This window comes from Kribbella sandramycini, assembly GCF_013131805.1.
Taxonomy (GTDB): domain Bacteria; phylum Actinomycetota; class Actinomycetes; order Propionibacteriales; family Kribbellaceae; genus Kribbella; species Kribbella sandramycini.
This window is the reverse complement of the sequence record NZ_JABJRC010000001.1, coordinates 579148-603875: the sequence shown is the minus strand read 5'-3', so window position 1 is coordinate 603875 and position 24728 is coordinate 579148. Positions and strand designations below refer to the sequence as shown.

At 69.5% G+C, this 24728-nt stretch carries 23 protein-coding genes; 12 read left to right on the top strand and 11 right to left on the bottom strand.

Annotated features, from left to right (window positions below; translation table 11 throughout):
• Positions 1 to 4: 4 nt before the first annotated feature.
• Positions 5 to 1486 carry a beta-N-acetylhexosaminidase gene (gene nagZ, locus HPO96_RS02625; RefSeq protein WP_171670666.1) on the top strand — a complete coding sequence of 494 codons (1482 nt, stop codon included), beginning with the start codon at positions 5 to 7 and terminating at the stop codon, positions 1484 to 1486.
• Here nagZ and HPO96_RS02620 read toward each other — a convergent pair.
• On the bottom strand, positions 1470 to 2666 hold the full coding sequence (locus HPO96_RS02620) for an ROK family protein (RefSeq protein ID WP_171670664.1): 1197 nt from the start codon (positions 2664 to 2666) through the stop codon (positions 1470 to 1472). The two genes, nagZ and HPO96_RS02620, sit on opposite strands and share 17 nt — an antisense overlap.
• A 93-nt stretch (positions 2667 to 2759) precedes the next feature.
• On the opposite strand from HPO96_RS02620, the gene HPO96_RS02615 reads away from it, so the two are divergent.
• The 5 genes from HPO96_RS02615 (at position 2760) to HPO96_RS02595 (ending at position 9111) form a co-directional block, all read left to right on the top strand.
• Positions 2760 to 4391 carry an alpha-amylase family glycosyl hydrolase gene (locus tag HPO96_RS02615; RefSeq protein ID WP_171670663.1) on the top strand — a complete coding sequence of 544 codons (1632 nt, stop codon included), beginning with the start codon at positions 2760 to 2762 and terminating at the stop codon, positions 4389 to 4391.
• A gap of 22 nt (positions 4392 to 4413) precedes the next feature.
• The gene (locus HPO96_RS02610; RefSeq protein WP_202885469.1) at positions 4414 to 5703 is read left to right on the top strand and encodes a Nif3-like dinuclear metal center hexameric protein; all 1290 of its coding nucleotides are present in this window, start codon (positions 4414 to 4416) and stop codon (positions 5701 to 5703) included.
• A gap of 60 nt (positions 5704 to 5763) precedes the next feature.
• The gene (locus HPO96_RS02605) at positions 5764 to 6477 is read left to right on the top strand and encodes a zinc ribbon domain-containing protein (RefSeq protein ID WP_171670659.1); all 714 of its coding nucleotides are present in this window, start codon (positions 5764 to 5766) and stop codon (positions 6475 to 6477) included.
• Positions 6478 to 6553: 76 nt separating this feature from the next.
• On the top strand, positions 6554 to 7678 hold the full coding sequence (locus HPO96_RS02600) for a bifunctional RNase H/acid phosphatase (RefSeq protein WP_171670658.1): 1125 nt from the start codon (positions 6554 to 6556) through the stop codon (positions 7676 to 7678).
• A gap of 5 nt (positions 7679 to 7683) precedes the next feature.
• Positions 7684 to 9111, top strand: coding sequence for an RNB domain-containing ribonuclease (locus HPO96_RS02595; protein ID WP_171670656.1), 1428 nt, complete (start codon positions 7684 to 7686; stop codon positions 9109 to 9111).
• Here HPO96_RS02595 and HPO96_RS02590 read toward each other — a convergent pair.
• A complete protein-coding gene (locus HPO96_RS02590) occupies positions 9100 to 9666 on the bottom strand; it encodes a TetR/AcrR family transcriptional regulator (protein ID WP_171670655.1) in 567 nt (188 codons plus the stop codon). The two genes, HPO96_RS02595 and HPO96_RS02590, sit on opposite strands and share 12 nt — an antisense overlap.
• Positions 9667 to 9714: 48 nt before the next feature.
• On the opposite strand from HPO96_RS02590, the gene HPO96_RS02585 reads away from it, so the two are divergent.
• Positions 9715 to 10191 carry a GNAT family N-acetyltransferase gene (locus tag HPO96_RS02585; RefSeq protein WP_171670653.1) on the top strand — a complete coding sequence of 159 codons (477 nt, stop codon included), beginning with the start codon at positions 9715 to 9717 and terminating at the stop codon, positions 10189 to 10191.
• On the opposite strand, the gene HPO96_RS02580 is transcribed toward HPO96_RS02585, so the two are convergent.
• Both HPO96_RS02580 and HPO96_RS02575 read right to left on the bottom strand, forming a co-directional pair.
• Entirely contained in the window at positions 10188 to 11345 is a 1158-nt protein-coding gene (locus tag HPO96_RS02580; protein ID WP_171670651.1) for an alpha/beta hydrolase, read from the bottom strand. The genes HPO96_RS02585 and HPO96_RS02580 overlap by 4 nt on opposite strands.
• Positions 11346 to 11385: 40 nt before the next feature.
• Positions 11386 to 12288, bottom strand: a complete 903-nt coding sequence (locus HPO96_RS02575) for an aldo/keto reductase (RefSeq protein ID WP_171670649.1) — start codon at positions 12286 to 12288, stop codon at positions 11386 to 11388.
• 91 nt (positions 12289 to 12379) lie between these two features.
• Between HPO96_RS02575 and HPO96_RS02570 the strand changes: the two genes are divergently transcribed.
• On the top strand, positions 12380 to 12877 hold the full coding sequence (locus HPO96_RS02570) for an NUDIX domain-containing protein (protein ID WP_171670648.1): 498 nt from the start codon (positions 12380 to 12382) through the stop codon (positions 12875 to 12877).
• Here HPO96_RS02570 and HPO96_RS02565 read toward each other — a convergent pair whose 3' ends face one another.
• Together HPO96_RS02565 and HPO96_RS02560 are read right to left on the bottom strand one after the other, a co-directional pair.
• Positions 12878 to 13054: a hypothetical protein gene (locus HPO96_RS02565; RefSeq protein ID WP_171669880.1), complete on the bottom strand. Its 177-nt coding sequence runs from the start codon at positions 13052 to 13054 to the stop codon at positions 12878 to 12880. It abuts the gene before it with no gap.
• A 63-nt stretch (positions 13055 to 13117) separates the two neighbouring features.
• A complete protein-coding gene (locus tag HPO96_RS02560; protein ID WP_171670646.1) occupies positions 13118 to 13810 on the bottom strand; it encodes a helical backbone metal receptor in 693 nt (230 codons plus the stop codon).
• 293 nt (positions 13811 to 14103) lie between these two features.
• Here HPO96_RS02560 and HPO96_RS02555 point away from each other — a divergent pair, with 293 nt between their 5' ends.
• Positions 14104 to 14724: a histone H1-like repetitive region-containing protein gene (locus HPO96_RS02555; protein WP_171670644.1), complete on the top strand. Its 621-nt coding sequence runs from the start codon at positions 14104 to 14106 to the stop codon at positions 14722 to 14724.
• Between the two features lie 52 nt (positions 14725 to 14776).
• Here HPO96_RS02555 and HPO96_RS02550 read toward each other — a convergent pair whose 3' ends face one another.
• Complete coding sequence (locus HPO96_RS02550; RefSeq protein WP_171670642.1) at positions 14777 to 14965, bottom strand: hypothetical protein; 189 nt, start codon at positions 14963 to 14965, stop codon at positions 14777 to 14779.
• A gap of 55 nt (positions 14966 to 15020) precedes the next feature.
• Here HPO96_RS02550 and map point away from each other — a divergent pair, with 55 nt between their 5' ends.
• The 3 genes from map to HPO96_RS02535 are packed head-to-tail and all read left to right on the top strand — an operon-like array spanning position 15021 to position 16391.
• Complete coding sequence (map, locus tag HPO96_RS02545; RefSeq protein WP_171670640.1) at positions 15021 to 15869, top strand: type I methionyl aminopeptidase; 849 nt, start codon at positions 15021 to 15023, stop codon at positions 15867 to 15869.
• Positions 15866 to 16099 (top strand): hypothetical protein, encoded by a 234-nt coding sequence (locus HPO96_RS02540; protein ID WP_171670639.1) that lies wholly within the window; start codon positions 15866 to 15868, stop codon positions 16097 to 16099. The genes map and HPO96_RS02540 overlap by 4 nt, the downstream gene beginning before the upstream one ends.
• A gap of 25 nt (positions 16100 to 16124) precedes the next feature.
• Positions 16125 to 16391 (top strand): hypothetical protein, encoded by a 267-nt coding sequence (locus HPO96_RS02535; protein ID WP_171670637.1) that lies wholly within the window; start codon positions 16125 to 16127, stop codon positions 16389 to 16391.
• A 16-nt stretch (positions 16392 to 16407) separates the two neighbouring features.
• Here the strand turns inward: HPO96_RS02535 and HPO96_RS02530 are convergent, their stop codons facing one another.
• The 4 genes from HPO96_RS02530 to HPO96_RS02515 all read right to left on the bottom strand — a co-directional run bounded on the left by HPO96_RS02530 (position 16408) and on the right by HPO96_RS02515 (position 24714).
• Complete coding sequence (locus HPO96_RS02530; protein ID WP_171670635.1) at positions 16408 to 17874, bottom strand: S10 family peptidase; 1467 nt, start codon at positions 17872 to 17874, stop codon at positions 16408 to 16410.
• 69 nt (positions 17875 to 17943) lie between these two features.
• On the bottom strand, positions 17944 to 19071 hold the full coding sequence (locus HPO96_RS02525) for a ThuA domain-containing protein (protein WP_171670633.1): 1128 nt from the start codon (positions 19069 to 19071) through the stop codon (positions 17944 to 17946).
• Positions 19072 to 19079: 8 nt separating this feature from the next.
• Positions 19080 to 21893 (bottom strand): carbohydrate-binding protein, encoded by a 2814-nt coding sequence (locus HPO96_RS02520; RefSeq protein WP_171670632.1) that lies wholly within the window; start codon positions 21891 to 21893, stop codon positions 19080 to 19082.
• Positions 21894 to 21906: 13 nt separating this feature from the next.
• Positions 21907 to 24714 (bottom strand): fascin domain-containing protein, encoded by a 2808-nt coding sequence (locus HPO96_RS02515; protein ID WP_171670630.1) that lies wholly within the window; start codon positions 24712 to 24714, stop codon positions 21907 to 21909.
• Positions 24715 to 24728: the final 14 nt, after the last annotated feature.

Sequence of the window (24728 nt, the reverse complement as noted above, 5' to 3'; positions counted from 1 at the left end):
GGGGATGACCGATCACCTGGCACGTGATGCCGCCGGCGCGCTCATCGTCGGCCTCCCCGGGACCACCGCCTCCGACGACCTCCGCCGCGCGGTCGCCGGCGGGCTCGGCGCCGTCATCCTGTTCACCCGGAACGTCACCGACGCCGAGCAGGTGATCGCGCTGACCAGCAGCCTGCGGGCCGAGCGGCCGGAGCTGATCATCGCGATCGACCACGAGGGCGGCGAGTTCAGCCACCTCGCGCCGGCCGACCGGTGGCCGCTGTCGTCCCCGCGGACGCTCGGCGATCTGGACGACGTCGACCTGACCCGCGCCTCCGCGCGCGACGCGGCCGCGACGCTGGCCTCGCTCGGCATCGACCTGATGCTGTCGCCGTCGGTCGACGTGAACAGCAACCCGGCGAACCCGATCATCTCGACCCGCTCGTTCGGGACGACGGCCGATCGGGTGTCGCGACACGGCGTCGCGTTCATCGAGGGCGTGCTGGAGGCGGGGATCGCGGCCTGCCCGAAACATTTCCCGGGGCACGGCGACGTCGCCGTCGACTCACACCTGGACCTGCCGCGGGTGGACCGGTCGATCGCGGAGGTGCAGGCGGTCGAGCTGGCGCCGTTCAAGGCGGCGATCGCGGCCGGGGCCGACGTGATCATGAGCGCGCACATCGTCTTCTCGGCGTACGACGATCAGCCGGCGACGCTCTCGCGGCGGATCCTGACCGGGCTGTTGCGCGCGGAGCTGGGCTTCGGCGGGGTGATCACCACCGACGCGCTGGAGATGCAGGCGATCACCAACACGCAGTCGATCGAGGACGCCGCGGTGGCGTCGATCCGCGCGGGTGCGGACCTGGCGATGATCGCGACCGGGACGGCGGACGCAGCCGCGCTGACGGCCCGCATTGTCGATGCCGTGGGCAACGGTTCGCTGGCTGGCGAGCGGGTTGCGGAGGCGGCCGGGCGGGTGCGGGCGCTGGCGGCGTCGCTGGCTGAGCGCAAGCGGCAGCCGGGGCTCGACGGGGCGCCGGTTCGCGAGGTGGCCGAGCGGCTGGTCGCCGGGCAGACGTTCCCCGCGCTGGGCGGCGCGCCGTACGTCGTCGACCTCGCGCAGGGGCTGCACCCCGCGTGGCACCCGTATTTCAGCGGCCTGCCGGAGATCTTCGCCGAGGTGATTCCGTCGTCCGGCGGCGTCGTCCTGCGCGGTCGGCATCATGCCGAGGGTGCGGAGTCCGCCGACGGGGTGGCTGCCGCGATCGCCGCGGCCGCGGGCCGTCCGCTGGTGGTCGCCGTCCAGGACGCCGTCCGGACGCCGTGGATCCGTGAGGCGCTGGATGCGTTGCTCGCCGGTCGTTCGGCTGCCGATGCGTTCGTGTTGTGCACCGGCATCCCCGAGGACCAGGCGTTGGTTCCGGCGGGTATCCCGTCGGCCGTCACCTCCGGCCGCAACGTCGTCGTCCTGCAGGCAGTGGCCCAGGCGCTCAGCCGCCCGGCCTGAGCTCCAGATCCAGCGCATGCGCCTCGACGTAGTTGAGCGCATGCCGCACCGCCCCGACCGACACGATCGCATCCCCCAACGACGACACCGCCACCCGAGGCGGTGTCGTCGTGAACCCGCTCAACTCCGCCTCGATCTCCGGCACCAACACCCCCGCCGCCTCCGCCACCCCGCCCCCCAGCACCACCAACTCCGGATTGAACAGAATCCCCAAGGTCGCAATCACCCGGGCCGTCCGCCGCGCCACCCCCCGAAGGATGCCCAAAGCAACAACATCCCCCACCCCCGCCGCAGCGAACACTTGTTCGGCGCTCACTGGGCCGGCAAGCTCCCGCAAAGTACTTTCCAGGTTCGGATCAGCTAGTGCTGTTGCGGCGGCGGCTCGGATGGTTCGGGCTATGCCGTGGGTGGTGCCTACGCCCTCGACGAGTTTGAGGTAGAGCATTTCACCGGCGCCGCCGCGGGAGCCGTGGAGGAGGCGGCCGGAGTCCATCAGGCCGGAGCCGAAGCGCTCGCCGGCCAGGAGGACGGCGAGGTCGTCGACGTTCTGGGCGACGCCGCGCCAGTGTTCGCCGAGGGTGGCGAGGTTGGCGTCGTTCTCGAGGAGGGCGGGCCAGTGGTGGAGGGTGGTGAGATGGGTGCCGAGGGCCGGGTCGAAGAGGCGCCAGAACTCGTCGTCGGCGAGGATGTGGCCGGCGCGGTCGACGGGGGCGGCGACGCCGATCCCGGCGGCGAGGACCTGGGCGTGGGTGACGCCGGCGGCGCCGAGGGCTTCTTCGATCGCCTGGTCGACGAGTTCGGTGCGTTCGGCGGGGGTTTTGACGGCGGCGAGTGAGCGACCGGCCTTGGCGACGGTGACGCCGCGCAGATCGGCGAGCAGGACGGTACTGCGGGCCGCGCCGACGTCGACCCCGAGCACGTACCCGGCCCGGCTGTTGAACTCGAACCGCCGCGACGGCCGCCCGACCGTGGCGTGACCCGGGTCGAGCTCGACGACCCAGCCCATCTCGATCAGGTCGTTGCAGACCGCGTGCACAGTCGCGCGGGTCAGCCCGGTCGCCTCGATCAGGCCGGTGCCGGTCATCACGCCGGCCCGGGACAGGACGCCGAGCAGTTTCGCCGCGTTCACCCGGCGGAGCAGCGGCGGTGTCGCCGCCGCGGTGATCGAATCCGTCGCCATCGTCGCCTCTTGACCTCGTCAGGAACCACGCGCAGAATACTGCAGAGTCTAAATTTAGAGTCTATATAAACAACTCGGCAAGGTGAGGCCCTCGTGACGAGTCCGCAGACGATCGACCCCGACTGGTGGCGGCAGGCCGTCGTCTACCAGATCTACCCGCGCAGCTTCGCCGACTCCGACGGCGACGGCATCGGCGACCTGCCCGGCATCATCAGCCGCGTCCCGTACCTGGCGGAGCTGGGGATCGACGCCGTCTGGCTGAGCCCGTTCTACCCGTCCGCGCTGGCCGACGGCGGGTACGACGTCGACGACTACCGGAACGTCGACCCGCGGCTGGGCACGCTCGACGACTTCGACCGGCTGGTCGAGGCGCTGCACGCGGCGAACATCCAGCTGATCGTCGACATCGTCCCGAACCACACCTCGGACCGGCACGTCTGGTTCCAGGAGGCGCTCGCCGCCGAGCCCGGCTCACCGGCCCGGGAGCGCTACATCTTCCGCGACGGCGAAGGCGACCAACCGCCCGCCGACTGGGACTCCGTCTTCGGCGGCTCCGCCTGGGCGCGCACGGACGACGGCCAGTGGTACCTGCACCTGTTCGCCGCCGAGCAGCCCGACCTGAACTGGGAGCACCCCGAGGTCCGCGCCGACTTCCTGACCACGTTGCGGTTCTGGTCCGATCGTGGGGTCGACGGCTTCCGCGTCGACGTCGCCCACGCCCTGGTGAAAGACCTGACCGAGCCGTTCAAGTCGAAGTCCGAGCTGCCCCGGCAGTCCGAGTCGAACGGCGTCCACCCGCTCTGGGACCGGGACGGCGTCCACGAGATCTACCGCGAGTGGCGCGCCGTGCTGAACGAGTACGACCCGCCGCGCTCGGCCGTCGCCGAGGCCTTCGTCCCGGCCGCCCGGCGGGCCCGGTACGCGAGTGCGGAGGGCCTCGGGCAGGCGTTCAACTTCGACCTGCTGCAGGCCGACTGGGACTACGCCAAGTTCCGCCAGGTGATCGAGGCGAACCTCGCGCTCGCCGACCAGAACGGCTCGTCGTCGACCTGGGTGTTCTCCAACCACGACGTCGTCCGGCACGCGACCCGCTACGGCCTGCCGAAGGACCCGTCCGGCCTCTGGCAGGACGGCAAGGCGTGGCTGCTGAGCAACGGCACCGAGCCGACCGTCGACGTCGAGCTCGGCCTGCGCCGGGCGCGCGCCGCCGTCCTGCTGATGCTCGCGCTGCCGGGTTCGGCGTACCTCTACCAAGGTGAGGAGCTCGGCCTGCAGGAGGTCGGCGAGCTACCGGCGGCGAATCTGCAGGACCCGGCGTACTTCCGTTCGAAGGGCGCCGAGAAGGGCCGCGACGGCTGCCGGGTGCCGATCCCGTGGACGGTCGGCGGGCTCTCGTTCGGCTTCGGCAGCGGCGGTTCGCACCTGCTGCAGCCGAAGTGGTTCGGCGCGTACTCCGTCGAAGCGCAGGAGTCGGACGCCGAGTCGACGCTGAGCCTCTATCGCAAGGCGCTCGCCGTCCGCCGCGGGCTGCAGACAGCGAACTCGCTGACCTGGAACGACACCTCCGACGGCGTCCTGCACTTCACCCGCCCCGGCGGCTGGCAGTCCGTCACCAACTTCGGCCAGGCCCCGATCGAGCTCCCGGACGACGCCGCCGTCGTTCTGTCCAGCGGCCCACTCGAAGGCGCCAAACTCCCCAGCGACACCACAGCCTGGCTGATCTAGCGGGTTTGCGAAGATGGGCCTCGTGAACCCGAGGCTCGCCGACGTCATCGCCGTACTCGACCGCCTGTACGACCCGTCCTGGGCCGAGTCCTGGGACGCGGTCGGACTGGTCACCGGCGACCCCGACCAGCCCGTCCGCCGCATCCTGTTCGCGGTGGACCCGATGCGCGAGGTCGTCGACGAAGCCATCGCGGGCTCGTACGACCTCCTCGTCACCCACCACCCGCTCCTCCTCCGCGGCGTCAACTCCGTAGCCGCCACCACCCCCAAAGGCCGGGTCCTCCACGACCTCATCCGCGCCAACACCGCCCTGCACGTCTGCCACACCAACGCCGACAACGCCAACCCCGGCGTCAGCGACGCCCTCGCCCAAGCCCTCGGCCTCACCAACCTGCGCCCCCTCAACCCCCTGCCCACCGACCCGATGGACAAACTCGTAGCCTTCGTCCCGGTGGCCGACGCCGAGAAACTGGTAGAAGCCTTAGCAGCCGCCGGCGCAGGCCAAGGCACCCACTACGACCAAGCCGCCTGGACGGCGCCGAGCCACCGCCTCGGAGCAGCCGCCGACGCGGCTTCAGGTGGTGAAGTGCGGGGCGCCGCGACCAGCAGCGCCCCCTCGGACGGTGTGCCGGGCCGCGAGGCGGCGGATGCCGCCGGGGCCGCCGGGGGTGGCGGACCTGTTGCCTGGGCCAGCGTTGGCGAGATGACCTTCCGTCCGCTCGACGGCTCCAACCCGGCTACCGGGCGCGTCGGTCACGTGTCGCGCGTACAGGAAGCCCGGGTGGAGATGGTGTTGCCGCGGGGGAAGCGGCGGGCGGTGTTGGGGGCTTTGCGGGCGGCTCATCCGTACGAGGTGCCGGCGTACGACTTGATCGAGTTGGTGGCTGAGCCGGGGGATCGTGGCGGTGGTCGGATTGGGGTACTCGAACAGCCGATGGACTTGCGGGAGTTCGCGCAACGAGTGGCGGACAGCTTGCCGCGGACGCAGCACGGCGTACGGGTGGCTGGTGATCCGGCGCGGACCATCCGGACAGTTGCTGTGGTGGGGGGTGCGGGGGACTCGGAGTTCGCGCGGGTGCGGGCGGCGGGGGCCGACGCTTATGTGACGGCTGACCTCAGGCATCACCCGGCGACGGAGGCGGTGGCGTACGGCGAGGGCCCGGCGCTGGTCGATGTCGCGCACTGGGCGAGTGAATGGCCGTGGTTGCGGGACGCGGAGCGGCTCCTGAGGGACGGGTTGGCAGCCCAAGGCAGTACGGTGGAAACTCACATCTCGACGCTCTGCACCGACGCATGGAACGTGCGGCTCTGAGCGCAAACTGAACGAACTAAGGAGCCGACTCTGAACGCCGAGCCCGCCGTCCAACGCCGGTTGCTGGACCTGCAGGATCTCGACCTGCAGCTGGATCAGGTCGCCCACAAGCGCAAGTCGCTCCCCGAGCACCAGGCGCTGACCGAGTTGCTCGCCGAGAAGTCGGTGGTGGACCGGGAGCTCGTCACCGCGGACACCGAGGTCGACGACCTGCAGCGCGAGCAGAAGAAGGCCGACAGCGATGTGGAGCAGGTCCGGCAGCGCCGGGCCCGCAACCAGCAGCGCATCGACTCCGGTCAGATCAGCTCGCCGAAGGATCTGGAGAACCTGCAGCACGAGATCGGCTCGCTGGAACGCCGGATCTCCGACCTGGAGGACGCCGAGCTCGAGGTGATGGAGAAGCTCGAGGCGGCCGAGGTCGTGCAGGCCGGCTTGCGCGGCCGCGCGGAGGCCTTCGCCGGCAAGCAGTCCGAGCTGGAGGGCAGCCGCGACAGCCAGCTGAAGGAGCTCGACGAGCAGCGCGCCGGCATCGCCGAGCAGCGGGCCGGTGTGGTCGGCGAGCTGCCCGAGGCGCTCGTCACGCAGTACCAGCGGCTGCGTGAGCACAACGGCGGGATCGGCGCCGCGCCCCTGGTCGGCAAGCGCTGTATGGGCTGCCGGATGGAGCTCGCCCCCTCCGACCTGTCCGCGATCAAGGCGGCCGCCCCGGACGCCGTCCTGCGCTGCGAAGAGTGCGGCCGCATCCTGGTGCGGACGTCGGAGAGCGCGGTATGAGGGAGCGCAGCGAGCTCATCAACCAGCACAGGCCGCTTTGTGCCTCGTTCGCGCCCGGAGCGAAGCGAGGACGTGAATGAGCTACGGCCACGTGATCGTCGAGGCGGACGGCGGTTCCCGGGGCAACCCGGGCCCGGCGTCGTACGGCGCTCTCGTCCGCGATCCGGCGACCGGCCAGGTGATCGCGCAGGACGGGAAGACGATCGGTATCGCGACCAACAACGTCGCCGAGTACTCCGGGCTGATCGCCGGCCTGGAGCTCGCCGCGGAGTACGCGCCGAACGCCTCGATCGAAGTCCGGATGGACTCCAAACTCGTCATCGAGCAGATGGCCGGCCGCTGGAAGATCAAGCACCCGGACATGAAGCCGCTGGCGATCAAGGCCCAGGGCCTCGCACCCTTCGGCACCGAGTGGACGTGGGTGCCCCGCGCGCAGAACTCGGCCGCCGACGCCCTGGCCAACAACGCGCTGGACGGCGTGCCGATTCCGCTGGTGCCCGAGGTCGGGGCGCCTGCGCCCGCGGCCGCCAAGGAGCCGTCGGATCTGGCGAAGGCCATGCAGGGCTGGGGCGCCCAGCTCGAGCCGCCGACCCAGCTGATCTTCCTCCGCCACGGCGAGACCCCGCACACCACCGAGAAGCGCTTCTCCGGCTCCGGTGGCGACGACCCGTCCCTGAACGACAACGGCTGCGCCCAGGCCGAGGCGGCAGCGCAGTTCCTGGCTCGCCGAGGCGGCATCGACGCGATCGTCACCTCCCCGATGCGCCGCGCCCGCGAGACCGCGGCGACCGTCGGCGCGCAGCTCGGCCTCGACACCGCCGTCGACGACGGCTGGATCGAATGCTCCTTCGGCGACTGGGACGGTCACACCTTCGCCGAGGTCCAGCAGAAATGGCCCGACGCGCTCAGCGCCTGGCTGGAGACGACCACGGTCGCCCCTCCTGGCGGTGAATCCTTCGACACCTGCGCCCGCCGCGCCCGCTCGGCCCGCGACGGCCTGCTCACCCGCTTTCCGGGGAAGACCGTCCTCGTCGTCACCCATGTCACGCCGATCAAGCTGATGGTCCGCTCGGTCCTGCAGGCCCCGATGGCCTCCATCTTCCGGATGGAGCTCCACCCGGCCACGCTGACCGAGATCCACTGGTACGCCGACGGCCTCGCGTCGCTGAGGTCCTTCAACGTCCAACCCTCGCTACTCTGACCCCCATGCCATTGCAGAAGGTGCGGTTCGCGGCCGACGTCCCCGATGTCTTCCGGAAGTCGCTGCAGGACATCCGGCGTGAGCTGGAGGTCCCGGCCGGGTTCCCGCCGGCGGTGGTCGCGGCGGCCGAGGCGGCGGCGCCGCGGCTGCCGGAGCTGGACCGCACCGACCTGGAGTTCGTCACGATCGACCCGCCCGACTCGATGGACCTCGACCAGGCCCTGCACCTCGAGCGGGCGGGTGACGGTTACGTCGTCCACTACGCGATCGCGGACGTCGGCGCGTTCGTCGCCGCCGGTGATCCGATCGACGCCGAGGCACGGCGCCGCGGCGTGACGCTCTACGCGCCGGACCAGCGGACGCCGTTGCACCCGCCGGAGCTCTCCGAGGGCAAGGCCTCGCTGCTGCCTGACCAGGTCTGCCCGGCCGTGTTGTGGACCATCCCGCTGAACGCGCGCGGCGAGCGCACCGGCGTGACCTGCGAGCGCGCGCTGGTGAAGTCGCGCGCCAAACTCAACTACGCCGGCGTCCAGCAGGAGCTCGATGCCGGGACGGCGTCCGAGCCGCTGCAACTGCTCCGCGAGATCGGCAAGCTGCGCGAGCAGCTCGAGCTGGAGCGCGGGGGAGTGAACCTCCCGATCCCCGACCAGGAGATCGTCAAGACCGACGGCAGCTGGAGCCTGGAGTTCCGCGCGCCGCTGCCGGTCGAGGGCTGGAACGCGCAGATCTCACTGCTCACCGGGATGGCCGCGGCCGACCTGATGATGCAGGGCAAGATCGGCATCCTGCGCACGCTGCCCGAGGCCCGCGACGACCTGCGCCGCAAACTCGAGCACACCGCGAAGGCGCTCGGGATCGCCTGGGCGCGGGAGACGACGTACGCCGAGTTCATCCACGGTCTCGACCCGAAGGTCCCGGCGCACGCGGCGATGCTCGCGGCCTGCACGGTGCTGTTCCGCGGCGCCGGCTACACGCCGTTCACCGACAGCGTGCCGAAGCGTCCGCAGCACGCGGCGATGAAGGCGGAGTACGCGCATGTCACCGCGCCGCTGCGCCGGCTCGTCGACCGCTGGGGCAGCGAGATCTGCCTCGCCCTGTCTGCCGGCGTCGAGGTGCCCGCGTGGGTCCGCGAGTCCCTCGACGAGCTGCCCAAGATCATGGAGGAGGCCGACCGCCGCGCGAACGCCTACGAACGCGCGATCGTCGGCATGGTCGAGGCCGGCCTGCTGCACGAGCGCATCGGCGAAGAGTTCGACGGCGTCATCACCGACATCGACGACCGCGAGCCGAACCGCGGCACCGTCGTCCTTTCCACCTTCGCCGTCGAGGGCCGCGTCACCGGCTCCAACCTCCCCCTCGGCACCGCAGTCCGCGTCAAACTCACCGAAGCCGACCTCACCAAGCGCACCGTCGCCTTCGAGCTAGTCCCGTAGGTAGTCCTCGACGGCGGCCGTCGTCCGTTCGAGATCGCCGGTCGCCAACAGGTCGAGCAACGCCCCGCGCAACATCGCCAGGACGGCGGTACGCCGAGCCGCACTCGCAGCCGTCTCCGGATCCGCCTGGCTCGCCTTGAGCAGCTCGAGCCAGTCGTCCACCGTCGAGCGCCCGTAATCACCCCACGGCCCCTCCGGCGCCACCAGCGACCGCCCGTACGCCTCGACCCAGAACTTCATCAACGGACGCCGCTCGACGGCCACCAGCCATGTCCACAACTCCCGCGCCACCACAGTCAGCCCGGCCGGCTCGGCGTCCGCGCTCCCGATCTGCCGCAGCAACGCCAACTCGTCGGCACGCGCCCGCTGCAGCAGCGCGCGAATCAGCCCGTCCTTGCTGCCGAACAGGAACAGCAGCACCCGCGGGCTGGAGCCGATCGCGGTCGCAAGCGGTCGCAGCGACAGATCGGCCAGGCCGTGGGTGAGCGAGTACTCGTAGGCGCGCTCGAGCAGCTCCTGCTCACGCGCGGACGGGGCTGGCTTCGTCGTCGGCACGAGGTCTAGTATTACCCACTGAAACAGTCGTGTCAGTAGGAGGTGTGGATGATCAGGAAGCTGGGGAAGCCGGGTGATCTCGGCTGGGTGGTGCAGTCCCATGCCGAGTTGTACGCGGCGGAGTACGGATGGGGGCAGCCGTACGAGACGCTGATCGCGCAGATCGTGGCGGCGTATGCGACCGAGCACGATGACGCGCGGGAGGCGGGCTGGATCGCCGAGGTGGACGGCGAGCGGGTCGGCAGTGTGTTCTGCATGCGCGGCCCGGATGAGGCGACCGCGAAGTTGCGGCTGCTGCTGGTGGCGCCGGAAGCGCGCGGGCGGCGGCTGGGTGCTGAGTTGGTCGACACGTGTCTGGCGTTCGCGCGCGAGGTTGGCTACAAGCGCATGGTGTTGTGGACCAACGATCCGCTCGTGGCCGCGCGGCACATCTATCTCGCGCGGGGGTTCACGCTGACGAGCGAGGAGCCGCATGACGCGTGGGGTGAGTCCGTGGTCGGGCAGACCTACGAGGTCGAGCTCTAGGAGGGGCAGGCGGGGGCGCCGGGGGCGGGGGTTTGGAAGAGGGCGTGGGAGAGGAAGGTGGTGAGGTAGCCGGCTTGGCGGGTCAGGGCGCGGGCGCCGTCGGCGCTGCCGAGGGGGAGGGTTCGGCGCAGTGGCCAGGCCAGGTAGTAGACGCCGTAGTCGGTGAAGTTGTAGTGGCGGGCGTCCGGGATGGTGGCGCACCACGAGGTGTTGGTGCTTGCCCTGAGCAACGATAGGGCGGTGTCGCGATCGGCGTCGCTCTTGGCGTCCGGCCCGCAGATGCTGGTGATACAGGAGTCGTCCGCGCCGAGCAGCATGATCGGCGCCTGCACGCCCTTCGACACGGCCTGCCCGAACTGGCGCCCGTCCAGGTCGACGGCGGCAGCGCAGCGCGCATCGGTCCGGCATGCTTCGAGTGCCGCGGCGCCGCCGAAGCCGTGCCCGACGTACGACGCCCCGACCGTCGTGTTCACGGAGTTCGGGAACTGCTTGGCCACCTGCGCCGCCGCGAACCGCGCGTCCCCGGCCCAGGTGGCGACGAGCTGGTCGCCGGCTTCCTGGATCCCCGGGCCGTCGTCGTCCAGATTGCCCGGGCTCGCTTCGGGTTTGCTCTCGATCGTCTGCCCGTCGATCACGGTCAGCTTCGCGCTGTACGTCGGCGTCACCCCGGCCACCAGATAGCCATGACTGGCCAGGTCTTCCGCGAGGGCGGCGTACGTCGGCGCCGACAGCCCCATGGCCGGCAGCAGCGTCACCACCGGGAACCGGCCTGGCGCGATCGCCGCCTTGTCGAGCGCCGGATCGCGGACGGCGTCGAGTTGTCCTTGCAACATCGACCAAGGCTTCTCGGCCTGCAGTCCGCCCCATTGACCCGGCGCGTACTCGACCTTGCGTGCGGCCACGCCCTTGGCCACCGGGTACCAGACCCACACCGACAGCCGGCGGGATCCTTCGGAGAACGGATCGCGCCGTGCGTTGTCGGTCCAGTCGTAGGTTCGGCGTCCGACCTGCAGATCTCCGCTCGGCGCCGGCAACCCGACCGGCTCCGAGCGTTGCACCAGCACCCAGCCCGCATACCCGCCGCCGCCGACCAGCACGAGCAGGAGCAGGATCACAATCCCGGTCCGCACCTTCCGCACACCCCGCGATGCCATGACCCCACCCTTTCACGCGGCGGACGCCGGCGCGCGGTTTCTAGATCCAGGGCAGGGCGGAGCGTTCCGTCCAATACTCCTCAGGCTGCTGCGCGAACTCGGCCAGCGGGCCTTCCGCATGCGCCTGCAGATTGCTCTCCAGTTGAGCGGCCGTCGTCGCGCCACTGAGTACGACATCGGCCCACGGCTGCGCGGCGGCTGCGCCCAGGGCGAGCGCGTCGGGGGAGAGGCCGTGCTTGCGCGCGAAGACGTTGAACGGCGTCTCGCCGGCCCGCGTGGTCAGACGGCCGTTGGCGACGGCCTCCTTGATCGTCACGAGCCAGCCCGCGGCGTGCGCTTCGGCGAGTGCCGGACCAGCGGACGGTTCGAGCACGTTCCAGGTGGACTGGACCGCCGTGAAGGGCGTGTCGAGTGCAAGCGCCTTGCGCAGCGTCGCGCCCTGATGCGGGCCGCTCGTCGAAAGCCCGACCCGGACGCCGCTGTCGGCCAGCTCGCGTAACCGGTTCAGCAGTTCGGCGTCGTCGAGCGCCGGGCTGTCCGCGGTCAGACTGTGCACGAGGTAGACGTCGGGCGAACTGCCCAATGCCTGCAGCGTCTCCGGCCACTGACGTTCGAACGTCGCCGGCGAGTGGTCCTTCACCTCGTGCGTCGCCGCATCGTGCCGCCAATCGGCGACGTACGTGTAACCCCACTTGGAACCGATGGTGACCTGACTGCGACGCTCCGGCGTCAGCCACTCGCCGAGGAACACTTCGGCAAGCCCGTAGGAACGCGCGGCGTCGAAGTACCGAACGCCGGACTGCCACGCCTGCTCCAGCAGCTGATGCGTTCGTTGCCGTAGGTCCTCGACCGCGCGGCCGGGCGGCAGATCCTCGTCGTGCCCGAGGTTGATGTACCCCGGCCGTCCGAGCGCGGCCAGGCCTAGACCGATACGAGCCGTCATGGGTTCCAGCGTAGGTGTCGGCAGCAACAACTCCGGGGACGCGCCGGGAGAGCACGCATCGGTTGCGAGAGGTCGCCTACCGTTTTGTGGTGTGAGCGAATCTCGGTTGCCGCCTCCAGGAACCGTCGTACGGCGGACGACGGCCCGTGTGCTGCCCGTGCGTCCGGACGGGAGGGTGCTACTGCTGCACGGCTGGGATCCGCTGAAACCGCAGGTGCCGTACTGGTTCACGATCGGCGGCGGCGTGGAGACCGGCGAGTCGATCCTGGATGCCGCCTGCCGTGAGCTGCGCGAGGAGGTCGGCATCGTGCTGCCGGCCGACGCGCTCGGGACGCCGGTCGCGACCAACGAGATCGAGTTCGAGTGGGGCGGCGCGCGGATCATCCAGGCGCAGACCTTCTTCGCGGTCGCGGTGGATGCCGTCGACGTGACGTTCGCGAACCAGGAGGAGCTGGAGCTGCAGACGATCAGCGCCCACGGCTGGTGGTACGGCCACGATCTCGAGGCGACCGGTCAGGCGGCGCATGTGACGATCCCGGGGCTGCTGCAGCAGGCGGCCGACGCGATCACGCTGCGCCGGGCGTCCTGATCAGCGCGAGCGCGCCTCCTTGAGCACCTTCTTCGGAACCTTCTTGTCGACCTTGTAGTGCGTGCGGTCGAGCCGCTCCGCGCAACCGGCATCAGCCAGCCGCTTCAGGACCACCGGGCACTTCTTGCACCTCGGCTTGTCCTTGCAGCATTTCTTCTTCGCGGTCATCGACGGCACGCCGCCACTGTAGGTGAGGCAAACCTAACCGTCTACCTGAGATGGCAATGATCGTGTCGCAGGTCACGTCAGCTGTTCGCTCAGCACCGCCCGCGCCTCGACCAGTGACGGTCCGTACCAGGTCAGATGCCGTCCGGAGACGCACTTCGCCGGCTGCCGGAAAACCTCCGGGCCGTCCGCGGGGGTAAATGCATAAGGCTCGTCGGGAAGGACCGCGAGGTCGTACTCCGGCAATGTCTCCGGGTCGAACTTCGGATAGCGCTCGGCCGAATCCGCGAACACGTTGTCGACGCCGATCCGGGCCAGCAGATCACCCGCGAAGGTGTCCCGGCCGAGCGCCATCCACGGCCGCCGCCAGATCGGTACGACGGCCCGGCGGCGCGGCCCGGCGTACGGCGTACTCCACACCGCGCGCGCTTGCCGCAACCACTCGGGTCGTTCGCGGGTGATCGTCAGCAGCAGTTCGTCGAGTTGATCGAGTGCTTCGCCGACGGTCGTCATCGACGTCATCGCGATCGTGATTCCGCGGGCGCGCAACGCGTCGAGATCGGCCGCGCGATTCTCTTCGGCGTTCGCGATCACGACGTCCGGAGCGAGCGCTTCGATCTGTGCCAGATCGGGATTCTTGGTGCCGCGAATCCGTGCCACGTCGAGGCTCGCGGGATGTGTGCACCAGTCCGTCGCGCCGACCAGCAGGTGTGCGTGCGTGATCGCGATCGACTCGGTCAGCGAGGGGACGAGACTCACCACGCGCATCGTTCGCAGTCCTCCGATCGAAGTCCGTTGCCAACGACAACACTGCGCCAAACGGCCGTTCGACACGAACTTTGCGCGCGTGTCGTGAAGAAATTATCCGGCCGCCCGGCGCGCCACTTGACCTCGTCGAAACCCTTCTGTACAAGGATTTTCGCCATTTTTGCCCGGGTTTGCGATCAGGTCGCCTTAACCTGCAGGCGTTTCAGGTGCTTTACGAAGGCACCAAGTGTTGTCATCATCGTGACGACGAGGAATCCACCGTGGTTTTCCTCAGCCGCACCAAGGAGGCAGAAGTGCCAGCCAAGAAGGCAGCCGCAGGGAAGGCGACAGCCAAAAAGGCTTCTCCCGCCAAGAAGACTGTCGCGAAGAAGGCCCCCGCCGCGAAGACGACCACCGCGCGGAAGGTCACCGCGAAGAAGACAGTCGCCAAGAAGGTGAGTGCGGCAAAGAAGACCGCCGCCAAGAAGACGGTGGCGAAGAAGGCGCCGGCCAAGAAGGCCACCACCGCGAAGAAGACGGTCGCGAAGAAGGCGCCGGCGAAGAAGGTCGTGGCGAAGAAGGCCCCGGCCAAGAAGGCCACCACCGCGAAGAAGACCGTCGCGAAGAAGGCTCCCGCGAAGAAGGTCGTCGCGAAGAAGGCGGTCAAGAAGACGGTCGCCAAGAAGGCGCCGGCGAAGAAGGTCGCGGCCAAGAAGGCACCGGCCAAGAAGACCGTGGCGAAGAAGGCGCCGGCCAAGAAGGTCGCCGCCAAGAAGGCCCCGGCCAAGACCGTCGCCAAGAAGGCTCCGGCGCGCAAGGTCGCGGCGAAGAAGGCGGTCAAGAAGACCGTGGCCAAGAAGGCTCCGGCGCGTAAGGCCCCGGCCCGGAAGGCGCCGGCCCGCAAGACCACGACCGCGCGCCGTACCGCACGCTGACAAAGCTGAGGGGCGCCACCGGATTCCGGTGGCGCCCCTTACGCGTCGGCGATCAGTCGTCGTTCCACTTCGGGTCGTTGTCCCAGGCTTCGTTGCGTTCCTCGACTTTTTCCAGCGCCCGCGCGGCTTCCTCGGGTGAGTTGTACGGCCCGAGCCGGTCGGCCGACTTGGCGCCGGAGTACGGCTCCACCTGACCGGTCCTGGTGTTGTAGTACCACTCGTTGCTGTGATCGTCGCTCATCTCGGGCTGACCACCTCTCCGGAGTCCTGGGTCTCGTCATTAGAATGTTCCCACCATGTCGATCCTCACTCCCGGCGGCATCTCGCCGCGCCGCGAAGTTCCTGCCGCCATTCCGCGCCCCGAGTACGTCGACAAGCCGGCCCCGGCGCCGTACGACGGCTCCTACGTCACCGCGCCGGAGCTGATCGACAAGATGCGCGTCGCGAGCAAACTCGCCGCGCAGGCGCTGCAGGCGGTCGGCGCCGCCGCCAAGCCGGGCGTCACGACCGACGAGCTGGACGCCGTCGGTCACGAGCACCTGATCGAGCGCGGCGCGTACCCGTCGACGCTGGGCTACCGCGGCTACCCGAAGTCGCTGTGCACCTCGGTCAACGAGGTGATCTGCCACGGCATCCCCGACGACCGCCCGCTCGAGGACGGCGACATCGTCAACGTCGACATCACCGCGTTCCTGGACGGCGTCCACGGCGACACCAACGCGACGTTCCTGGTCGGCGACGTCGACGAGGAGAGCCGCCTGCTCGTCGAGCGCACGCACGAGGCGCTGCTGCGCGGGATCAAGGCCGTCAAACCCGGTCGCCAGGTCAGCATCATCGGCCGCGTGATCGAGTCCTACGCGAAACGCTTCGGGTACGGCGTCGTCCGCGACTTCACCGGCCACGGCATCTCGACGTCGTTCCACTCCGGCCTGATCATCCCGCACTACGACGACGAACGCTTCGACGACGTCATCGAGCCCGGCATGACCTTCACCATCGAGCCGATGCTGACGCTGGGCAGCTACGACTACGACCTCTGGGACGACGGCTGGACGGCGACCACCAAGGACAAGTCGCGCACCGCCCAGTTCGAGCACACGCTCGTCGTCACCGACACCGGCGCCGACATCCTCACCCTCCCGTGAACCTGCAGCGCTACGAGCACGCCCACCTGACGGGCATCGTGGCGCTCTGCGAGGCCGAGGGGTGGCCGAGCCTGGGCGCCGACCTGCACCGCGCGCACGCCACCCTCACAGCCCCCGGCGTCACCACCGTCGCCGCCCTCGACGGCGACCTGGTCACCGACACCGCCGAGCCCTTCTACCGCTCCTACGAACACCACCGCACCTTCACCGGCTTCCGCCTCTACCCCTAACCCGCCGGCCTGCCACACTGCAGCAGTGACCAAGACGGCGTCCGTGGTGCTGCGCAGACTCTTCGACTTCAACGCGGAAGGCGCCTGGGGCTGGGCCTGGTTCGTCGCCCGTGTCCTGCTCCTCGGCCTCGGCAGCGAAGCCGGCCAAGCCCTCTACCGGCTCCTCACCGGCGCCGACGTCGGCCTCGGCTGGTTCGGCGAACGCATCCTCGTCAACCTCTACCTCTGGGCCACCATCATCGCCACCGCCCTCTACTCCCACCACGACCGCCGCCGCGCCCAACCTTCCTGACCCAGGCGATCACCGGTCAGCGGTTGGAGGCGGTCTGGATGAAGGCGGCCAGGTCTACGGCCTGCTGGATGCGGGACGGCTCGTGGACGTACATCATGTGGCCGGCCGGGTAGTACTTGACCTCGATGTTGGCGGCCAGGTCGCGGGGGATGTTGAGCCGGGCGAGGGTGTGCTCGGTGGCGAAGTACGGCGTGGCGCCGTCGTAGTAGCCGGAGGCGACGTGGATCTTCAGGTGCGGGTTGGTGCGCATGGCGTCGGCGAGTTTGTCGGCGACGGTGATCTGGGCGCCCTCGAACTCCTTGAACGACCAGTTCTTCGCGGCGTCCGAGCTGAGCGTCTCGTAGTGCAGGTCGTTGCTGTAGCCGAGTTCGGCGCGGACGTAGTGGTTGAGGGCGGCGGCGTACGGGCCGATGATCGCGGCGAACGACGGATCCTTGCCGCTGGCATCGATCGCGTAGTCCTGCTCCCAGCCGAGGAAGCGGCCGTCCAGGCGGCCGACGGTACGGCGCTGGGAGCGGAGCAGCTCGGTGTAGAAGCGCTGGTGCTCGATCCGCAGGTCGACGCGGTCGATGTAGTCCTCGGACAGGCCGGTCAGCGCGGCCAGCCGGGTGACCACCTCGGCCCGGTAGTCGGCGGGGATCCGGTTGCCCTGGGCAAGGGCATTCGGGTAGCGGCCGGCCGCGAAGCGCTCGGCGTCGGCGATCACCTCGTCGAGGGTCCGGTCCGGGATCAGGCCGTGGTAGTGCGCGATCGCGGCGTACGTCGGCAGGAACAGGGTGTACGGCAGGTCGTTCCCGGCGTAGAAGTCGAGCGTGCCGAACTCGAGGACGACGGAGATCAGCATCACGCCGTTCAGGTACATGCCGTAGCGGCTCTGCAGATGATCGGCCAGCCCGGCGGCGCGGGTCGTCCCGTAGGACTCGCCGGCCAGGAACTTCGGCGAGATCCAGCGCCCGTGCCGCGACGTCCACAGCCGGATCACCTCGCCGACCGACTCCAGATCCCGCGTGAAGCCGTGGTAGTCACCCGGCTTCTCACCCTCGACGGCCCGCGAGTACCCGGTCGAGACCGGGTCGATGAACACCAGGTCGGTGTACGGCAGCAGGCTCTCCGCGTTGTCGACCAGCTCGTACGGCGGCGCCGCCACCGACCCCGCGTCACCCGAAACCACCCGGCGCGGCCCGAGCAGCCCCAGGTGCAGCCAGATACTCGAAGACCCCGGCCCGCCGTTGAACGCGAAGGTCACCGGCCGCTCGGCCGCGTCCGCGTCGTCCAGCGTGTACGCCGTCACGAACACTTCGGCCTTCGGCTGGAAGCCCTCCGACTTACCGTCGGTGAGCACCTCCTCACGCAGCACGATCCGGCCGGTCGTGGCGGTGTAGTGCAGCTCCTGCCCGCCGATCGTCACGCTGTGCCGGGTGGCCACCAGGTCGTCGGTCGGCGCGGCCGGCTTCGTGGTCTCGGTGCTCTCGTCGTTCGCCATGTCAGGCACCCTAAACGACCTCAGGTGTACGGCGACCCGGACCGCCTCCGGGCCGCCGTACACCAGCTCCTAACTCAGCGAGAAGTTGTCGACGTCGAACAGCGCGCCCGACCCACCGCTGAAGGTCAGGAAGAGCGGCCCGGTGCCGGATGCGGTCAACGCGGTCGTGACGGTCTGGTAGTTCTCCCAGCCGCCGGTGACCGGGACTGCGACCGATCCGAGAATCGGCCCGGTCGCCGAACCCGACCGAATTCGGATCGTGCCGCCGATGCCACCGGACGAGATCCGCGCGGTGAACCGCGTGGCGCCCGCGGTACTCACCTGCGAGTAGCCCGCCCAATCGCCGTTGTCGATGTAACCGAGCGTCCGCCCGCCGGTCGCGCCGTTGTGCGGCGCGATCTGAACGCCGGACTGCGACGTGAACGCCTCACCCTCGATCGGGATGACCGGGGGAGTGGAGGTCGCGCCCGCGGCGTACTGGATGCCGCCGAGCAGGTGCTGCCGGAAGGCCGGCTCGGAGTACGACGCGATCGTGTGCCCGAAGCCCGTGTAGAACGACCGCCCCGAGCCCTGGGCGTGGTACCAGGCGATCGGGTGGTCGCCCATGTTGCCGCCGCTGTAGGTGGACTCGTCGAGGTTGATCAGCACACGCACGTTCGGCCGCGGGTTGGTGCCGTAGTTGTACAGCTCGTCCGACCGCACCCAGGTCGCGCCGAGATGCGTCGTCGACTGATGCGTGCGGTCCTCGACCCGGGCGGTGACCTGCTGGATGTGCGGGTGGCTGTGGAACCACGCGCCGACCAGCTGCCCGTACCAAGGCCAGCCGTACTCCGTGTCCGCGGCCGCGTGGACGCCGACGTACCCGCCGCCGCCGTTGATGTACGACTCGAACGCGGTCTGCTGCGCGGCGTTCAGCACATCCCCGGTCGTGCTCAGGAAGACGACGGCCTTGTACGCCGCCAGCGACGCGGTCGTGAACGCGTTGGCGTCCTCGGTCGCGGTGACCGTGAACCCGTTCGCCGCGCCCAGGTCGCGGATGGCCTGGATCCCGGCCGGGATCGAGTCGTGCCGGAAGCCGGCGGTCTTGCTGAAGACGAGCACCTGGTACGGCGCCACCGCGCACGCCAGCTCGGTGTTCAGGCCGGCGACGATCAGGCCACCGGCGATGAGTGCGGTACGTCGGGAGAAGGTGGTCATGATGCTCCTCAAGGGGTGACGGTGAAGGTGTCGACGTCGTACAGGTTTCCGGCGCCGCCGACGAAGGCCAGGAACAGCGGACCGCTCGCGGCGCCGTTCAGCGTGGTCGAGACGTTCTGGAAGTTCTCCCAGCCGCCGGTGACCGGGACGGCGACCGACCCGAGCAAGGTCCCGGTCGCCGCGCCCGCGCGGATCTGCAGCGTGCCGCCGGCGCCGCCCGACGAGATCCGGGCGGTGAAGCCGCGCATCCCGGCCGTGCTGACCTGCGAGTACCCGGCCCAGTCGCCGTTCTCGATGTAGCCGACGGTCGCGCCGCCGCTCGCGTTGGTGTGCGGCGCGCGCTGGACGCCGGACTGCGAGGTGAACGCCTCACCTTCGGTCGTGGTCCCGCCGGAGCCGGTCGTGTTCAGCGTGAACGCGTCCAGGTCGAACAGGTTGCCGCCGGTCGGGCCCTTGAAGACCAGCACCAGGGTGGTCGATCCGGACGGCCGGTTGCTCAGGTTGCCGCTGACGTTGACGAACGTGTCCCAGCTACCGGTCGGCGACACGGCGGCGCTGCCCAGCAGCGTTCCGTTCGGCGAGCCGACTCGGACCTCGAGTGTGCCGCCGACGCCACCCGACGAGACCCGCGCGGTGAACGAGGTCGCGTTGCCGACCACGTACGGCTGGAAGGAGATCCAGTCGTTGTTGTCGACGTACCCGACGGTCTTGCCGCCCTCGGCCGTCGCGTGGTCGGCGAGTTGGATGCCGGCCTGCGCGCCGAAGTGCTCGGCCTGGCGGTGCCGTGGCTGCAGCTTGTGCTTGTCGACCGAGGTCAGTCCGCCGTTGTCGGTGTAGGACGCGGTGAAGACGCCGTACACGTTGGCTGCCGGGTCGTGCTCACCGTCCACCGGTACGTCGATCGATCCGCTACAGCCGTTCTTCGCGGTGATCTCGTGTTCGTGCGAGTCGTGGCCGAGCAGGTAGGTCACCTTCACCCGGGAGCAGTCGATCGTCCCGTCCTCGGGATCGGTGACGGTGACCTGGAACGGCACGTTGTCGCCGAACGAGAACAGCTGTCCGTCGGCGGGGGTCTGCATGGTCACGGTCGGCGCGGTGTTCCCGACGCTGATCTGGACGTTCGCCGATCCGGTCAGTCCGGTCGGGTCGGTCACGGTCAGCGTCGCGGTGAAGTTGCCGGCCGTGTTGTAGGTGTACGTCGGGTTGGCCTGGGTCGAGGTGCCGCCGTCGCCGAAGGTCCAGCGATAGGTGAGCGCGCCGCCCTCGGGGTCGGAGCTGCCGGCCGAGGAGAAGTTCACCGTCAACGGGCGGCCGCCGGACGTCGGCGTACCGGCCGCCTTGGCGATCGGGTTGCGGTTCTGCGCGCCGATGTACTCGATCCGCCAGAGCGCCTGGTTGTTGGAGCCGGTGCCGTAGTCGAGGACGTAGAGCGCGCCGTCCGGGCCGAACGCCATGTCCATCACCTGCGTGCCGGTCCAGGGGAAGGCGCCGATGTCGCCGACGCCGCCGGTCCCGGTCACCTCGATGGCCTTGATCCAGCGGCGGCCGAGCTCACCGGCGAAGTAGCGGCCGTTCAGCGAGGCCGGGAACTTGACCGGCGAGTTCAGGTTGGCGTCGAAACGGTACACCGGGCCGCCCATCGGGGACTCCGAGCCGGTGCCGAACTCGGGCGGCGTACCGGCGTCACCGGCGTACCGGATCCAGGACGGCTGGGCCGGGGGCAGCGTGGTCAGACCGGTGTTGCGCGGTGAGTTGTTCGTCGGGCCGCCGGTGCAGTTGAACTTCGCGCCCGAGGGGCCGCTCGGGAACACGTAGTCGTTGTAGGTCTCGGTGCTGGTGTTCAGGCCGGTGCAGTACGGCCAGCCGTAGTTGCCGGGGGCAGTGATCCGGTTGAACTCGACCTGACCGTTCGGGCCGCGGTTCGGGTTGGTGACACCGGCGTCCGGGCCGTAGTCGCCGAGGTAGACGATGCCGGTCGCCTTGTCGACACTCATCCGGAACGGGTTCCGGAAACCCATCGCGTAGATCTCCGGCCGGGTCTGCGCGGTGCCGGGCGGGAACATGTTGCCGGCCGGGATCGTGTAGGTGCCGTCGGCCTGCGGTTTGATCCGGAGCACCTTGCCGCGCAGGTCGTTGGTGTTCCCCGACGTCCGCTGCGCGTCGAACTGCGGGTTCCGGTTGGACCGCTCGTCGATCGGCGTGTAGCTGTCGGACTGGAACGGGTTGGTGTCGTCGCCGGTGGTCAGATAAAGGTTGCCGGCCGCATCGAAGTCGATATCGCCGCCGACGTGACAGCACTGGCCGCGGTCGTTGGGCACGCGCAGCACGATCCGCTGGCTGGCCAGGTCGAGCGTGTTGTCGGTCCTCAGGACGAACCTTGACAGGTGCAGCTCACCCTTCCAGGTGTCCCAGGTGGATTGGCTGCCTTCGGTCGGGGCGTCGCCGCCCGGTGTGTTCAGCTGCGGTGAGAAGTACAAGTAGACAAAGCGGTTCGTCGCGAAATTCGGGTCCACCGCGACGCCCTGCAGACCTTCCTCGTCATGGGTGTAGACACTCAGCTTGCCGGCCAGCGACGTCGCGCCGTTCACATCGGTGATCCGCACCGAGCCGTCGCGGGCGGTGTGGATCACCGACCGGTTCGGCAGGACGGCGAGCGACATCGGCTCGCCGAGCTCGTTGGCGCCACTGGCCAGCGAGATCTGCTGGTAGTCGCCGGGCGGGATCGTGGAGCCGGCGACCGCCGTGGAGGCGGTCAGGCCGAGAGTTGCGGTCAGGACGGCGGAGATCAGCAAGGAGATCCGCCGGACACCTTTCCTGGTCATATGGCTTGCTCCTTCAGTTGTTGATCAGGTCGAATTGCTCCCAGGGGCCGATCGCCGCTCGGTTGGCGATCAGGGCGGCCGCGCCGGCGTTCTCGGCGCAGACCAGGTTGTTGTTGACTTGCGCGCGGAAGCTGACCGTGCCGTCGCCGTTGCGGATCAGCTGGAACGTCTCCCAGGAGCCGACGGCGGCGTTCTTGGCCAGCAGCGGAGCTGCCCCGGCGTTGTCGGCGGCGACGTACAGGCCGTTGGCCTTGGCCTTCAGCGAGACGTTCCCGTTGCCGAGGTCGGCCATCTCGAACTGCTGCGCGGTATCGATCGTGGTGCTGTTCGCGATCAGCGGCGTCCCGGTGCCGGCCGTTACGTACCTGCCATTGGCGCGGGCGCGCAGGCTGATCGTGCCGGTGCCGGGCGTTGCCTTCGGCAACCCGATCGAGACCCGGTCGTAGCGCCGGGCGACAGTGGCCGGCGTTCCGGTGAGGGCCTCGAACGGCTGGACTGCGGATCCGGTCTTCTCCACCAGGTAGGACCGGCCGGCCTGCGCCGGAATCGTGAACGTCGTGCTGGACTGCGCCGGGACGACGACGGCCCGGGTGCGGCCGTCGAGCACGGTCACGTTCTGACCGGGCCACGGACTCCGGACGGCGAGCTGCTGGTCGGCGCCGGAGCTGATCGCCACCGTGGTCGGCGTCCCGCCGCTGACCTGGACGTGCACCTTCGACTTGTGGCCGATGGCAACCGTCCCTTCGCCGGTCCAGTCACTCGGCCAGGCGGGTGCGATCCGCAGCAGGCCGTCGTAGTCCTGCGCGAGCGCCTCCGGTACGGCGATCGCCAGCACGCCGGAATGCTCGATGTACGGCTCCGACGCCTGTTGGGCGGTGAAGCTCGCCATCCCCGACGGATAGACCTGGAACTGCCGGATCGCGGCCAGTAGCGCGGTCTTGACCTCGCCGGCCATTCCGAGCCGGGCGGCGTGCAGCGCGTCGTAGCTCCAGGTGTGGCTGTTGACGTAGCTGCGGGCGGTGTAGGTGCGGCGGCCGAGCGCCGAGTTGTCACCGATCAGGTTGAACGGCCAGACCGCTTCCAGGCCGATGTTCTCGAAGTTGCGCCGCTGGGCGGCCGGCTGGGTGGAGGGACCGATCATCGTGGTGCCGTTGGCGTCGTCCGCCGGGGTCAGCAACTGTTGCTGGGTCGCCGTGTCGGTGCGCGGCAACGTCTGCAGTTTCGGGATCGCCGCGTTGAGCTGATTGACCAGCGCCGCGTCGACGTTCAGTAGTTGCGCGGCCCGGACGGCGACCGGGAAGAACGACTGCATGGCCGCGACATCCGTGGCCGGGTTGGTGACGTCCCACTGGGTTTCATGGGCGTTCGACCGGGTGTGAAGCTTGCCGTCGGCACCCGTCGTCGCGTGCGAGAGCAGGAACTGCGCCGCGCCCTTGATCAACGGATACTGCGCCTGCAGGAAGGCCCGGTCGTCGGTCATCCGGTAGTGCTCCCACACCCACAGGCCGACCTCCGCGCCCGTGGTGACGTTGAGGGAGTTCCACATCGGCGGGATCGTCGAGTCACACGACGCGTTGTCGTTACCGCCGTTGTAGGTGCCGTTGCCGTTGAACCGCATCGTCTCCGGCACGCAAAGCCCTTGTTTGCCGGGCATGTGCGCGCTGGTCCAGGCGGCGATCGCGTCCAGGTTGTCCCGGTAGAGCCGGAACATCGGATCGTTGAGCGCGGGCAGCCCTGCGGCCAGGTTCGCGGCGACCTGCATCCGCAGGTTCCAGAACCAATAGCCGGCCGGATACCAGTCCCGTTTGTCCTGCGAGAACGTGAACAGATCCGCGACCCCGGCCTGGGAGCCGGGCAGGACGCCGCGACTCTGCGCCGCGCTCGCGTAGAGGAAGATCGTCCGCAGGTTCTCGACGTAGTCGCCGGTTCCGTCGGGTGACGTGATCTTGATCAGCCCGGCCGAGCTCCAGTAGTTGTGCCACCACTGGAGATGCGCGGCGCGAACCTCACCCTGCAGCGCGCCGCTCAGGACGCTGTTCGTGGTGGCGAGCGAATCGCCGCCGGTCCAGGCCGGCGCCGCGACGACGACCCGGAACGAGCCGTTCGCGTTCGGCTGGAAGCTGACCTGGGCGGTCAGATTGTCGGGGGTGGAGGCAACGACGTTGCGACCGCCCGCGCTGATACCGGCGAGCGAGCCGAAGGTGCGTCCGGATGCGCCGGCGCCGTTGTTGTCGATCCACGTTTCGGCGAGCGCCGCCGTACCGCCGACGGCTCGGGCCTGCGGCGCCCGCCCGGACCACAGCTTCACCTGTGCGGTCTGGGTGCTGTTCGGGTCGGCGCCGGTGACGTCGACGACGAGCTGCTGGGTGTCGGCCCGGATGAACACCGTCGCGGTCATCCCGCCGCCGGATTGCCGGAGCATCCCGTCGTACAGGTCGAGTTTCGCGGTGAAGTCGGCCGCGCCGGTGAGCCGGGACAGGCCCGGAATCACCAAGTGGCCAAGGGATTTGCGATCGGGGAAGGTATCGGTGCGGTTGAGTTGGGCGGTGAATCCGCCGGCGGCCCAGACGGCTGCGCCGAGGGCGCCGTTGCCCAAGGGGAGCGAGTCGGCCGGGGCCGGGTTGGGGCGCTGCAGGACGACGTCCGAGCGCCGGACGACGTTCGGGGTGTCGACGGCGAACGCGCCGTCGCGCCAGGCCGTGGTGCCGGGCGCCGCCTGAGCCGACGGTGCGGACAACACACTGGCAGTCAGGGCCAGACAGAGCAGGATGCGGAGCTTCGGCCGGATTTTGGGCAGGCGTGAGCGCACTGGGAAGTGCATCGGACCTCACTGAT

Coding starts and splice junctions, on each gene's coding strand:
- HPO96_RS02595 (WP_171670656.1), top strand. CDS start 7,684: ATGCCATTGCAGAAGGTGCGGTTCGCGGCCGACGTCCCCGATGTCTTC.
- HPO96_RS02600 (WP_171670658.1), top strand. CDS start 6,554: ATGAGCTACGGCCACGTGATCGTCGAGGCGGACGGCGGTTCCCGGGGC.
- HPO96_RS02575 (WP_171670649.1), bottom strand. CDS start 12,288: ATGACGGCTCGTATCGGTCTAGGCCTGGCCGCGCTCGGACGGCCGGGG.
- HPO96_RS02520 (WP_171670632.1), bottom strand. CDS start 21,893: ATGACCAGGAAAGGTGTCCGGCGGATCTCCTTGCTGATCTCCGCCGTC.
- HPO96_RS02515 (WP_171670630.1), bottom strand. CDS start 24,714: ATGCACTTCCCAGTGCGCTCACGCCTGCCCAAAATCCGGCCGAAGCTC.
- map (WP_171670640.1), top strand. CDS start 15,021: ATGTCGATCCTCACTCCCGGCGGCATCTCGCCGCGCCGCGAAGTTCCT.
- HPO96_RS02580 (WP_171670651.1), bottom strand. CDS start 11,345: ATGGCATCGCGGGGTGTGCGGAAGGTGCGGACCGGGATTGTGATCCTG.
- HPO96_RS02550 (WP_171670642.1), bottom strand. CDS start 14,965: ATGAGCGACGATCACAGCAACGAGTGGTACTACAACACCAGGACCGGT.
- HPO96_RS02620 (WP_171670664.1), bottom strand. CDS start 2,666: ATGGCGACGGATTCGATCACCGCGGCGGCGACACCGCCGCTGCTCCGC.
- HPO96_RS02530 (WP_171670635.1), bottom strand. CDS start 17,874: ATGGCGAACGACGAGAGCACCGAGACCACGAAGCCGGCCGCGCCGACC.
- nagZ (WP_171670666.1), top strand. CDS start 5: ATGACCGATCACCTGGCACGTGATGCCGCCGGCGCGCTCATCGTCGGC.
- HPO96_RS02585 (WP_171670653.1), top strand. CDS start 9,715: ATGATCAGGAAGCTGGGGAAGCCGGGTGATCTCGGCTGGGTGGTGCAG.
- HPO96_RS02560 (WP_171670646.1), bottom strand. CDS start 13,810: ATGCGCGTGGTGAGTCTCGTCCCCTCGCTGACCGAGTCGATCGCGATC.
- HPO96_RS02525 (WP_171670633.1), bottom strand. CDS start 19,071: ATGACCACCTTCTCCCGACGTACCGCACTCATCGCCGGTGGCCTGATC.